This window comes from Providencia sp. AGC89 (assembly GCF_053543535.1).
The window spans coordinates 27,754-40,965 of the sequence record NZ_JBIXLP010000066.1; the positions used below are offsets into that span (position 1 = coordinate 27,754).

Sequence of the window (13,212 nt, forward strand, 5' to 3'; positions counted from 1 at the left end):
AATCAAATGAGCGAAAACGAACATTATTGAAAGTGTTTCGAACATCTCAGGGGGATGCATGGAAACTAAAGACTTGATTGTCATCGGCGGCGGGATCAACGGCGCTGGTATTGCAGCAGACGCTGCGGGTCGTGGATTATCGGTATTACTGCTCGAAGCTCAAGACTTAGCGAGTGCAACTTCATCTGCGAGTTCAAAACTGATCCACGGTGGCTTACGCTACCTTGAACATTACGAATTTAGGTTGGTAAGTGAAGCATTAGCAGAGCGTGAAGTGCTGCTACGCTTGGCTCCGCATATTGCTTTTCCAATGCGTTTCCGTTTACCTCACCAACCCCATTTACGCCCAGCTTGGATGATCCGTATTGGTTTATTTCTATATGACCATTTGGGAAAACGCGTCAGTTTACCAAGCAGTAAAAGTTTAAAATTCAACCAAAACTCCGTATTAAAATCTGAATTAACCAAAGGTTTTGAATATTCGGACTGTTGGGTTGATGATGCGCGTTTAGTTGTATTAAACGCTCAAGAAGTAGTACGTAAGAATGGTGAAGTTCGTACTCGCACAAAAGTAACTCGTGCTTATCGCGAAAATGGCCTATGGGTGGTTGAAGCTCAAGACTTACGTACTGGTGAGACCCACACATGGAAAGCTAAAGGGTTAGTAAACGCGACAGGACCTTGGGTAAAAGAGTTCTTCGATGATGGCTTGAAACTGAAATCACCCTACGGTATTCGTTTAATCAAGGGTAGCCACATTGTGGTTCCTCGTGCACACGACGAACCACAGGCATATATTTTACAAAACGAAGATAACCGTATTGTATTTGTGATCCCTTGGATGGATGAATTCTCAATCATTGGTACCACTGATGTGGAATACAAAGGTGATCCGAAAGATGTCAAAATCGATGAAAACGAAGTTAACTATTTACTGAAAGTATATAATGACCACTTCAAAAAACAGCTAACGGTTAGCGATATCGTTTGGGATTACTCAGGTGTTCGTCCACTATGTGATGACGAATCTGATTCACCACAAGCCATCACTCGTGACTACACATTAGATATTCACGATGAACAAGGCAAAGCCCCATTACTGTCTGTATTTGGTGGTAAATTAACGACTTATCGAAAATTAGCCGAAGCCGCTGTCAATAAGCTCGCCACCTACTACCCGAATGCAGGTAGCCCTTGGACTAAAAATGGTCAATTACCTGGCGGGGATATTGAAGGTTGCGACCGTGACGGCTATGCACGTGTACTGCGCCAACATTATCAATGGCTACCTGAAGGCTTAGCCCTGCGTTTTGCCAGAACTTACGGTAGCAACAGTAAATTAATCCTTGAAGGTGCGAATTCACTCAGTGATCTCGGTGAAGCCTTTGGTGCCAATGTTTACGAGGCTGAATTACGTTATTTAGTTAAACATGAATGGGTAACTGAATTAGATGATGCTATCTGGCGCCGTACTAAGCTCGGTATGTGGCTAAATGATGAAGAAAAACAACGTATTGCACAGTGGTTATCAGAGCATTCGCTATCTGAGCATGCTTCTGTATAACGGCAAAATATCATGACTCGCTAAACAATGTTTCCCTAGATTAGGGGCTTTTAGTTAAGTGACTTGTAAGGCCTGATTTTACTGTTCAACAGGGGTCAGGCCTTTTAATTTGGCGCTATATCACTGACAAGGTAACTTTGATGATACCTTACTACCTTAGTTCCCTCTCATTTATGCCATGTCATCCGCTTTTTGAAACCTAATCCTAATAAAGTACATATCCCTATTGAATCAAAATACCCCTTAAATTTTACTCGTCACATCTAGGCCTAACGTCATCTTACGGGACGCGCACGCATGCTGTTAGTTTAGTGCGTAAGCAACCGTGAGTTCACTTTGACCTCAACCCCATATCTGATAATCTGTGCTTATAAATATCTATTGATAGTTAAATATAATGATAAGTAAGTTTAAAAACCTAAAGTTCTTTGAAAACGAACCACTAGTTCATCATTTAAACTACACACTGACAGAAACCGAGGTGAAGAACATACTGAATGGTTGGCTACCCTTATGTATGGAAGATAAATGGCTCTCTTATAGTGAAGAGGGTTATGTTTATGTTCATCGAAGCTGGACTGGGCATTTGATGTATAAGTTTGCCATCCGCAATAATGTTATCAATAGTGTGGAAATTGCGATGGATGATTTTGTCGATATGACCAACGAAAGAAAAATAGAGGTTTTCTTATCGCTCTTACCCCATTTATCAAAAGAGCATTCAAATGACTGGTCGTAGTATGAGGTTTCTGTAAAGGCGCTGCGGCTCTATCTTAGCCCCTAGAAAGAGGGAGTGGTGAGAAATCAACGCGCCTAAAGTCGCCAACAAAATTGGACACTTTATCGCTAAACAGCTTATAATACCCATTCACCTTACCAAATTACTCAACTTAGTAGGTACGCCCCACGATGAATTAAGCACTGCCAGAAAATATTTTCCAATACCAATTTGGTATTCATTTTTCTGTTCCTGGCAGGCAACCACTTTCATCGACGCTTATTGATAAGTCAACAACGTTGTCTGTCCTCGCAATTTTGGAGGTGCATATGACTGTTGCTTGTCACTTTTCACAACTTAATATTGAATTTAACCAAACCGCCCTATTTCCCCCACTGAGCGGGACTTTATCTTGTCAAAAAAACGCCTTAATCGGGAATAATGGCACTGGTAAGTCGGTTTTAATGCGACTTCTTGCACAAACTCTCCCCCCTACACAAGGTAACGTGCACTGGAATATTCCCTTTCTCCACGTCGATCAGTTAACTCGATTAGCGGGTGATACATTGGTTGATGCTTTAGGCATCTCTGAGATTTATTATGCATTTGCCCGCATTGAATCAGGAAATGGCACCTTTGATGATTTCGAACAGGTTGAAGATAAATGGCATTTGCCATCTCAATGGGAAAATCTATTGGACTCAGCCAGACTACCCGTTTCCATTGAAACCCCTATTGCATCTTTAAGTGGTGGCGAACGCACACGTCTCGCCCTTTGCCGTGCTTTTTTGCAGAAAAATAGTTTTCTATTACTTGATGAACCCGATAATCACTTAGATGCGCAGAGTCGACAATGGCTAAGTGAAAAGTTATCTGAACATACCGCTGGGTGCTTAGTTATATCGCATAATCGGGCATTGCTCGGGGAGATGGACGCCACCTTTGAGCTAACCGCTAAAGGGTTGTATGAATATGGAGGGAATTATGACTTATACGACACTCAGAAAAACTTCGAAATAGCGGCAATTGATGCACAAGCCGAACGTTTAGAAAAACAAATTAATCAAGAGAAAAAACAACAACAGATCACATTGAAAAAAGCGGCTCAACGTAAAAAACAAGGAGAGAAGATTCGTTATGGTGGTTCTCAATCCTTGTTACTACTTGATATGCAGAAAAATCGTGCCGAAAAAAGACAGTCAAAAGTTGCCGACCGCCATCAGCGCGTCATGGATAACTTACAAAATCAGCAACAAGAAAACCATGAAAAAATTCGCCATATCAAACCGCAAAAAATGGCGATTAACTACCAAAGTGAGGGAAGAAAAGTAACCGTTTTCGCTTCTGAATTAATGTTACCTTATGGCCATTCATCACTACTTTCATTCACTATATACAGTGGAGAACACTGGCATATTCAGGGCAACAATGGTTGCGGGAAATCCACTTTACTCAAGGTATTAATGGGGTATCTTCCGGCGGTCTCAGGAGAATATCGTTTAAGTGGCACAGTGTGTTATTTAGATCAGCATTTGAGTTTACTGGATAAATCCTTGCCGGTTGGGGAAGCACTTCATCAATACCAACCATTATTCTCCGTTGAACAATGGCGCACACAGCTTGGTATGCTACGCATTCGAGGGGAGAAATCATTACAGCCACTAACACAACTTAGTGGCGGTGAACAATTGAAAGCCACCTTGTTAGCGCTCACTCATAGCCCTAACCCGCCAGCTATTTTGTTACTTGATGAACCCGATAACCATCTGGACTTGGACTCAAAACAGTTACTTGAGGACTTACTCAACGATTATCAAGGTAGTTTATTACTGGTTTCTCATGATGAAGCATTCATTGAACGGTGCAATATCACCAACACGTTAAATCTCTCTGATGATTAACACTATTGGCCACCATAACCCACGGTGGCCAATTTTTAACGAATAAAGGTGTTTTTTACTCGGCTAGACACCAAAAAATAGGGGACCCATAAGGCGCAGTAGAAACTCCCATTAATCGCTGTAATCACATTCGAATAATTAACTTCAATACCGAATGTATAGGGGAAAACAAAGCGAGCCACAATAATCATCACGGTATACAGTAGCATAGTAATGATAAATAACCATTTCGCGCTTTTTTTCCATTTTGCTGCAGCAATAAATGTCCACAGAAATAAGGCTATCAAAACCCCATAGCCTGTTTGTAACAGGTAAAACCCTGTCGAAAAACCAGCAACGTAAAAGTCAGAATCAGCTTGTGTCGCTAATGGCCAAACGGTTTTTACTTGTGCAATATCTAACAATAACATCATGACCGTTTTGTATAACATGTAAAATAACCCTATAACGGGTAAAATCAACCATCCACTGACCCCTTGTAGTGGTTTTTTCGCAACCGTCTGAGAAACACCTTGTACTATTGGCTGCCCTATTTGAGTGGTTGATTGGTGCGTATCCATTCCGATAACCTTTATGAGTTTTGCATTTTTTGTTCAATAAATGCTTTGAGTATAATAGCCTGATTATGTTGCGTGTCTTTTGCACTGTATAATAACGTTAAACTCCCCTGCTTTGCTTGTGAAACTAACGGCTGCCATGCCGTTGTATGGTTTAATTCTTGCAGGTAGTGCTCGGTAAATTGTACAAATTGATCAGTGTGTTGATGAAACCATTTTCGCAATTCATTTGTTGGTGCGACATCTTTATTCCATTCATCATGCTGTAAGTCGGTTTTTTTGATCCCCCTTGGCCATAGCCGGTCAACGAGTACCCGGTAACCATCGTCATCTGCAACAGGGTCATAGACTCTTTTACACTTAATCATCATGCCTCCTGCTTAATAAATTATCGTTGAAACAACACAAACTAGTTCACAAACGTATTTTTAACGCGTCTTGATACTAAGAAATAGGGTATCCAAATAGCGCAACCAATTAAACCTCTGAATATATCCTTAATATCTGAGGCATCCACCGCTATACCTAACAAACTACTCGCTAATAGAATATCTGTGATGGTCAAAGCTAAGGAAAAAAGCTGGAAAAAAATATACACTTTAATCGTCAACATTTTCTTAGTAAAAAAGACATAGCAAAGAAAAAGTAAGACAGCATATAAAATAACGTTACCTAGCACTTCGAAGTAAATCAGCTCTTTAAATAACGGAATAAATGAATCGGATTGTGGGTTAGTTAGTTCATGCCAATATTCGATCACTTGGGCATTTTGGCTATAAATTACAAAAGGGAGCACAATAAGAGACAGCACGATCCCTAACATAGGCAAAATTAGCCACCCACCAATCCCTTTTAGTTCAGGGGTAGGTTTTGGCGGTGGTGTCGAAGTACTATCTGGTAAACTCCCATTTTCAATTTTCATCTACACGTCCTTATTAGAGATAACCATCATGTCATTACAAAAATAATAGACTTAAGTAAGATAGCATATTTAATTAATAAAAAATGAGTAACTAAATGCGCTTAATCACAATATATAGTGAATAAAGAAAAATCCTATAAGGTCTTAATAATGAAAACATTTTTAGTTAAACTCCCCCTACCCTCACATTATCTTTCTAGTGATTTCTTCGCCTTTCATCTTAGAGACCAACAAAATGTCGCAGAAATTGTTGAAGGAAATACCTTGCACAAAGGATTAATCTGGCAACAACAAGCTGCAAAATTAAATTTAATGATTAAAAATCAGCAAGCAACGCTATCACTGGAAATTGACTCGCCAACCGTTATACCTCAAGAGTCTGAGCTTCATTCTCTCGCAAAACATTTATTAGGATTAAACCAACCAGTTGAACAGTTTGAAGCGCAATACATGACAGACCCAATAATTGGGAAACTGATTAAAAAACAACAGGGATTAAGAATTTATCAATCAGCTAATGCCTTTGAAGCCTTAGTTTGGGCTATTATTGGTCAACAAATCAGTGTTCATGCCGCAATTGCAATTCGCCGAAGATTTATCCAAGCAGTTGGGCTTCAACATACCTCAGGAATTTGGTGTTTTCCGGATGTACTGCAAGTTTCTCGAGTTAGTGACGATACCCTTCGCCAAGCAGGGTTTTCAATTGGTAAAGTCGTTGCTCTGAGAGCGCTTTGTGACGCAATAGAGAACCAACAAATTGACTTATCACAGCAAATAAACCATGAGAACGTAAATTTCATCACTGAACAACTATTACAAATTAAAGGTATTGGTCCTTGGACGGTTAGCTATGCACTCCTTCGTGGATTTAATTACTTAAATGGCTCTTTACATGGCGATGTTGCGGTCAGGCGTAATTTGCAAACGTTGCTGACTAAACAAGAGCCACCAACGGCTAAGGAAACAGAAAAATGGCTAACACAGTTTTCTCCTTGGCGAGCCCTTGTTGCCGCCCATTTGTGGCGTAGTCAATCTGCTGCGGGTTATTAACCCTCAGCTAAAAGTTAAGGTAATGACCTGATTTAATTCATTTTGGCCTTATGTTTTATTATCTGAATCGCTTAAATTTTATCAGGTAATAATTATGGATAATTTCAATATGGGTGTAAACCATTTACATCATGTTCAAGGTGACAGGCTTTTTGACGATGAACTACCTAACGAAGCCGACGAAATATGGGGCCATATAAGAGAATGGTTCTCTCCCAAATTAGAACCCCTTGCATATGAATGCCTTAATGATTTTTATCATGGTGATCTATTAGTCACACCGCCTGAGCAACTTGAAAGCTTTTTGACATTAAAATCATTAGCTTCACAAGGGCATCAAAACAATTTTACGACAGAATATGTAAGGGGAATGGAGGCCGCTGAGTGCACTATAATAAACGCCACTCATGGTCTAGCTGAGTCTGTCCTCATACCATTAAGTGAACCTGAATATTTGGGGAGTTTGGCAGACTTTACAGCAAGAAGGTAATTCCTTTTCACTTATTAAATATTTTTCTTGGAAGGCCATACCGCTTTAAATTTAAGGGCATCCCCTGATTTGATTTCTTATAACTTTATATTTATATCGCCCAGAAATAACCAGTATTTATAAGGGGGTAACATTGAATAATTTTAGCATTGGTCATAATAACAACCAAATTAATAGTATTAACAATCATATAGGTACATTCCAATTAAATACTCTATGGCAAGCGATAGAAGAATGTTTTCCACCAGAAACTCATGAACGAGCAAATGAACACTTTAATAATCTTTTTTCGAATGCTAGGTTACAACCGAATGAGCAACTAGCAATTTTTTTGACATTACAATCATTAGCTTCACCCAGTACCCAAAGTAATTTTAGAACTGGCTATTATTCAGGAACAAATACCGTTACCTGCACCATAGATACTTTTCGTCAAAATGGTTCCATGTGCATGGATATACCATTAATTGAACGCGATTATCATGCTGAACATCTTAATTTTGCTTTAAATAACTGGGTAAATAACGCGCCGATAGGAGAGAACCGAAATGAGGCTGCCGATATAATACAACGATGTTTTGCGCAAAATAGCGATAATATTGATTTATCAAACCAGAATATTAGTAGTTTACCCACTTTTCTACCACCTAATTTGCGTTCGCTTAATGTGGCTAATAATCAGTTAACCTCCCTGCCCATATTTTCAGACTCACTAATAACATTAAATCTTTCTCATAACCAGCTAACGAGTTTGTCGAGTCTTCCTGAAGATTTAGAACGATTAAATATCGCTAATAACCAGCTAACCAACTTACCAAGACTTCCACTTTATATGGTTAGCTTACAGGCCAATAATAATCAATTAACCAACATGCCAATGCTGCCATACGCTTTATCTGATTTAAACGTATCGAATAATCAGCTGACTTACCTACAAACAAGCCAAACACCGCTAATAACCTTAGATATTTCTCATAACCAGTTTACTCAGCTTCCCTATCTACCCCCTACCCTAAGGGAACTGTATGCATCCCATAACCCATTAGTTAACAGCCCTATCATTCCTGCTGGTTTAGATTCTGATTTATAACGCAGTACCAGAAACAACAGATTTGCTGAGCCATAAAGTCGATATCTGAAGGGGAAATTTAATCCTAAAGCCACGTTACTCTGACTGACTCGTAAACAGTCACGGTGCCACAAACACAGAAGCCCAACTCAGGCGAATTGGGCTTCTGATGACTAACAATAACGTTTTAACGTAACCAGTTAGTTTTCACTAATTGTACAACTTCGTCACCACGACCAGTCATAATCGCTTTTAACATATACAAACTAAAACCTTTTGCTTCTTGAGCTTCAATTTCTGGCGGCATTGACAGTTCCTGCTTAGCAGTCAGTACATCAACTACCACCGGACCATCATGAGCAAATGCGTCTTTCAAGGCTCCCTCTAGGTCTTCGCTTTTTTCAACACGGATCCCTTTGATACCGGCAGCATTGGCAATAGCGGCAAAATTAGGGTTATGTAGATCAGTCCCTGCGGTTAAGAAACCTGCAACCTTCATCTCCATCGCGACAAACCCAAGCACCCCATTATTATGGATAATAATCTTCACTGGCAGTTGCATTTGTGAAAGGGAAATAAAGTCCCCCATTAACATACTAAAACCACCATCGCCACACATCGCAACGACTTGGCGTTTCTTATCAACCGCCTGTGCACCAATAGCCTGTGGCATCGCATTCGCCATTGAACCATGGTTAAATGAGCCGATAAGACGACGCTTGCCATTCATTTTCAAATAACGCGCAGCCCAAACGGTTGGAGTGCCAACATCACAAGTGAAAATAGCATCTTCCGCAGCAAGCTCACTGATTTTTGTTGCCAAATATTGTGGGTGGATCAACCCCTCATGCCCCGGTTTAGCAAGGTCATCCAACCCTTTACGTGCCTCTGCATAATGTTTTAAAGCACCGTCGAGGTGTTTTGTTTCCTGCTTGGTCTGTAAATGAGGCTGTAACGCATCAAGTGTCGCTTTAATATCACCAATTAACCCCATATCAATATGGCAGTGTGACCCTAAGCTACCTGCATTAATATCAATTTGAATGATTTTTGCTTCATTGGGGTAGAAAGGACGGTAAGGGAATTGAGTTCCTAATAATACAACAGTATCCGCATTCATCATGGCGTGGTAACCTGATGAAAAGCCAATTAACCCAGTCATACCAACGCTATACGGGTTATTCCATTCAATATGTTCTTTACCTCGTAAAGCATGTACAACAGGAGCTTTCAGTGTTTCAGCTAACTTAACCACTTCATCATGAGCACCCGCGCAACCATTCCCACAAAACAGGGTCACATTCTTAGATTGATTAAGTACCTGAGCTAATTTTTCAATTTCACTACGCTGAGGCATGATTAACGGAGCTTGAGGCTGATACCATGTTTCTTTTGCGGTTTCAGGTGCATCTTTTAATGCTACATCACCGGGTATCACAACAACAGACACCCCTTTATTCAAAATCGCTTTACGCAGGGCAATCCCTAAAACCTGTGGAATTTGTTCTGGATTAGACACCATTTCACAGTAGTGGCTACATTCGCGGAACAGTTCTGTAGGATGCGTTTCTTGGAAATAATTACTGCCGATTTCACTTGATGGAATATGCGCTGCAATCGCCAATACTGGCACTCGATTACGATGACAGTCATACAACCCATTGATAAGGTGCATGTTACCTGGTCCACAGGAACCTGCACACACTGCCAAGTTTCCTGTCAACTGGGCCTCTGCCCCAGCGGCAAAAGCAGCAACCTCTTCATGGCGGGTTCCTAACCATTCGATAGCACCTTGACGGCGTAAGCTATCGGTTAAGCCATTCAATGAGTCTCCAGTAACGCCCCAAATACGTTTAACACCTGCATTATCAAGTACTTTTGCAATATAGGATGCAACACTCTGTTTTTTCATATTGGCACTCTTTTAAATCGCATGTTATACACAGCATATTTTTTCCTAAAATAAACTGCATATTATTGAGGTAAGCAACAAAATCCTTCTTTATATTCTGCCACTCTCGTTTATAACTAAGCATACAAATGACTGACTATTTAATTGATTGTAACTAAGTCAATTCTGCATTCCTACTTGTCTAGCTGATTATAAAAAAGAACAACATAATCCACCGTTATTATCAAAAGAAGAAGGTACTGACAGCACAAATTAATTAGCGAAGGGTTACAATACACTTTCAAATAAATAATTCTTAGAGAGTCTTATTTGCTTTTTTGCTACCCATCTATATATGACTATCAACAATAAAATAATGATTCAATTATTTAATATTAGCCACCGAAACTTACCCGTGAAAATAATGATTCTGATCAAAATAGTGCCATTTATCCGCTAGGCTTACGCTTAAACGACCCTCTATTTTTTCTAAAATAATAGCTGTAGCTATAGCTGTATTTCTGAATAATTTTGAACCTAATAATTTATTGGAGTTTACAGGTGATGAAAGGTGGTCAGAAAAAACAACAAGCGCTTTACGATAAGCGGATTTTGACTTAATTAGCATTATCGCTTGCTCAATAACTCCTTGTATTTCTAAGCGATATGTATTCACATCAATACATAAACAATTATTTTTAATATTCAATTTATTATGAATGACAGTTGCTTGAGTCGATGAAAAAGGCTTAATCATTGTAGAGGCAAGGATAAGAACATCAATATCATCATCCTTGATAATTGGTTTTGCCGCATTAATTAACATCGTTAACGCGTTTTTATTTGATGAAAACATAATGTGAGATTTCTTTGAATGAAGATTTATCCGTCTCTGATTGTCTCTTCTTGCACTCAGGCATTCCTCTACAGTGCAATTATTTTTACTTATCAAGAATGGTCGATAGATATTAATTGCTGAAATTCTTATTGTACAATTCATGATGCCCTCCTATGATGCACTAATATTTATCATAGACGGCTTTTCTTATTTTAAAATACAACACATTGATTAATATGGTTTTAATAGTATCACCAAGAGGCTATTTAGCCAGTAAACTATGACAATACAACAGTAACAATCATAAAATACACTTTATGAAATTAGCGCTTAGCTTCCCCTTAGTAACTAGCATAAAATACCTATATTTTACATTTAAGCGATATTAATGTAATATTACCCTCGGATTTTATAACTTAAGGTGATCTTCTTGCTGTATTTACAGAACAAACTCTCTCATTACTCTACCCACAAATTCCCTGCTTTAGGCCTGTTATTCAGCGCTACATTAAAATATTAAAAACTTATCTATTACTTAAACAACGACTATTCTAAATAATAAGGTTTTGCATTTTATTCAGATATGAAAACCCACATCTTAAATGCAGTTGTTTTGGTTGTTCACATTCAAATAAGAGGATGGTTTCATGAAATTCAAGAAGAAAAAAGAAAAACCGTTAAATATTAGTGATATTACAATAATTGATGACGGGAAACTTAAAAAAGCAATTACCGCCGCTTCGCTGGGTAATGCGATGGAATGGTTTGACTTTGGTGTTTACGGCTTCTTAGCCTATGTCTTAGGTCAGGTTTTCTTTCCGGACGCATCACCGAGCGTTCAGATGATTGCAGCATTAGCGACTTTCTCAGTACCTTTCTTAGTTAGGCCTTTAGGTGGGGTCGTATTCGGGATACTTGGCGACAAATACGGTCGTCAGAAAGTGCTTTCAATGACCATTATTATTATGGCTGTAAGTACCTTCTGTATTGGTTTAATTCCCGCTTATGAAACGATTGGTATCTGGGCACCCATACTGCTATTAATTGCTAAATTAGCTCAAGGTTTCTCTGTGGGTGGCGAATACTCCGGGGCCGCTATATTTGTTGCTGAATATTCACCCGACCGTAAACGTGGGTTTATGGGAAGCTGGTTAGATTTCGGTTCTATTGCTGGTTTCGTATTGGGTGCCGGTGTTGTGGTGCTTATTTCCAGTATCGTTGGTGAGGCTAACTTCCATGATTGGGGGTGGAGAATTCCATTCTTCTTAGCATTACCATTAGGGATCATCGGCCTTTATCTGCGCCATTCCCTTGAGGAAACGCCTGCATTCCAACAACATATCGAATCATTAGAGCAACAAGATAAAGCTAATATTCAAGATCCACCAAAAGTCTCCGTGCGTGAAGTTGCATCTAAGTATTGGAAAAGCTTACTTATTTGTGTTGGATTAGTGATAGCAACTAATGTAACTTATTATATGTTGCTTACCTACATGCCAAGTTATTTATCACATAACTTAAATTACTCGACTGACCATGGTGTACTCATCATCATTGCAATTATGATTGGTATGCTATTTGTTCAACCGATTATCGGTTTAACCAGTGATAAAATTGGCCGCCGCCCATTTGTTATCACTGGTAGCGTAGGGTTAATTCTTTTAGCCTATCCAGCGTTTATGTTAATAAATAGCGGTTCAGTTGGCTTAATTTTCCTTGGCTTATTAATTCTAGCTGTTTTACTGAACTGTTTTACTGGGGTTATGGCATCAATTTTACCGGCGATTTTCCCAACGCATATTCGTTACAGTGCCCTTGCCATCGCATTTAATATTTCCGTGTTAATTGCGGGTGCCACTCCAACCGTTGCGGCTTGGTTAGTTGAATCAACTACCGACTTGTATATGCCTGCTTATTACCTGATTGTAATCGCACTAATTGGCTTATACACCGGTATTAGAATGCCAGAAACAGCCAATAAACCATTGCGAGGGGCAACACCTGCGGCATCAGATAAAGCAGAAGCAAAAGAAATTTTAAGTGAGCACTTTGACAATATTGAGCAAAGAGTTGAAGATATTGATCAAGAAATTGCTGAGCTTGAGAAAAAACGCCAATCTTTAATCAACCAGCACCCTAAATTAGATTAAACACTGTAGGGCCTGAAATATGGCCCTTCTGCTTTTTAAACACAACGAATAAAACTGAATAT

Annotated in this window: 12 protein-coding genes; 7 read left to right on the top strand and 5 right to left on the bottom strand. The window is 39.3% G+C overall.

Features of this window, described 5'->3' with window-relative positions; all coding sequences use genetic code 11:
• Positions 1–58: 58 nt before the first annotated feature.
• The 3 genes from glpD to ACIPUA_RS12870 all read left to right on the top strand — a co-directional run bounded on the left by glpD (position 59) and on the right by ACIPUA_RS12870 (position 4,183).
• Positions 59–1,564: a glycerol-3-phosphate dehydrogenase gene (gene glpD / locus ACIPUA_RS12860; RefSeq protein WP_449059754.1), complete on the top strand. Its 1,506-nt coding sequence runs from the start codon at positions 59–61 to the stop codon at positions 1,562–1,564.
• Positions 1,565–2,045: 481 nt separating this feature from the next.
• Positions 2,046–2,303 (top strand): hypothetical protein, encoded by a 258-nt coding sequence (locus tag ACIPUA_RS12865; protein WP_232370506.1) that lies wholly within the window; start codon positions 2,046–2,048, stop codon positions 2,301–2,303.
• A 308-nt stretch (positions 2,304–2,611) separates the two neighbouring features.
• Positions 2,612–4,183 carry an ATP-binding cassette domain-containing protein gene (locus ACIPUA_RS12870; protein WP_449059755.1) on the top strand — a complete coding sequence of 524 codons (1,572 nt, stop codon included), beginning with the start codon at positions 2,612–2,614 and terminating at the stop codon, positions 4,181–4,183.
• 35 nt (positions 4,184–4,218) lie between these two features.
• On the opposite strand, the gene ACIPUA_RS12875 is transcribed toward ACIPUA_RS12870, so the two are convergent.
• The 3 genes from ACIPUA_RS12875 to ACIPUA_RS12885 are packed head-to-tail and all read right to left on the bottom strand — an operon-like array spanning position 4,219 to position 5,662.
• Positions 4,219–4,743 carry a DUF2569 family protein gene (locus tag ACIPUA_RS12875; protein WP_080750921.1) on the bottom strand — a complete coding sequence of 175 codons (525 nt, stop codon included), beginning with the start codon at positions 4,741–4,743 and terminating at the stop codon, positions 4,219–4,221.
• A gap of 11 nt (positions 4,744–4,754) precedes the next feature.
• Positions 4,755–5,108, bottom strand: a complete 354-nt coding sequence (locus ACIPUA_RS12880) for a DUF488 domain-containing protein (RefSeq protein WP_042847782.1) — start codon at positions 5,106–5,108, stop codon at positions 4,755–4,757.
• Between the two features lie 41 nt (positions 5,109–5,149).
• Positions 5,150–5,662, bottom strand: a complete 513-nt coding sequence (locus tag ACIPUA_RS12885) for a DUF2569 domain-containing protein (protein ID WP_048605477.1) — start codon at positions 5,660–5,662, stop codon at positions 5,150–5,152.
• A gap of 150 nt (positions 5,663–5,812) precedes the next feature.
• Here ACIPUA_RS12885 and ACIPUA_RS12890 point away from each other — a divergent pair, with 150 nt between their 5' ends.
• The 3 genes from ACIPUA_RS12890 (at position 5,813) to ACIPUA_RS12900 (ending at position 8,292) form a co-directional block, all read left to right on the top strand.
• Positions 5,813–6,712, top strand: coding sequence for a DNA-3-methyladenine glycosylase family protein (locus ACIPUA_RS12890; protein WP_042847786.1), 900 nt, complete (start codon positions 5,813–5,815; stop codon positions 6,710–6,712).
• A 94-nt stretch (positions 6,713–6,806) separates the two neighbouring features.
• On the top strand, positions 6,807–7,202 hold the full coding sequence (locus tag ACIPUA_RS12895) for a hypothetical protein (protein WP_449059756.1): 396 nt from the start codon (positions 6,807–6,809) through the stop codon (positions 7,200–7,202).
• A gap of 133 nt (positions 7,203–7,335) precedes the next feature.
• Positions 7,336–8,292, top strand: coding sequence for a leucine-rich repeat domain-containing protein (locus ACIPUA_RS12900; protein ID WP_048605478.1), 957 nt, complete (start codon positions 7,336–7,338; stop codon positions 8,290–8,292).
• Positions 8,293–8,458: 166 nt separating this feature from the next.
• Here the strand turns inward: ACIPUA_RS12900 and poxB are convergent, their stop codons facing one another.
• Both poxB and ACIPUA_RS12910 read right to left on the bottom strand, forming a co-directional pair.
• A complete protein-coding gene (gene poxB, locus ACIPUA_RS12905; RefSeq protein ID WP_042847788.1) occupies positions 8,459–10,183 on the bottom strand; it encodes a ubiquinone-dependent pyruvate dehydrogenase in 1,725 nt (574 codons plus the stop codon).
• 388 nt (positions 10,184–10,571) lie between these two features.
• A complete protein-coding gene (locus tag ACIPUA_RS12910; RefSeq protein WP_449059757.1) occupies positions 10,572–11,162 on the bottom strand; it encodes a hypothetical protein in 591 nt (196 codons plus the stop codon).
• A gap of 485 nt (positions 11,163–11,647) precedes the next feature.
• Between ACIPUA_RS12910 and proP the strand changes: the two genes are divergently transcribed.
• Complete coding sequence (proP, locus tag ACIPUA_RS12915) at positions 11,648–13,150, top strand: glycine betaine/L-proline transporter ProP (RefSeq protein ID WP_129466929.1); 1,503 nt, start codon at positions 11,648–11,650, stop codon at positions 13,148–13,150.
• Positions 13,151–13,212 lie beyond the last annotated feature (62 nt).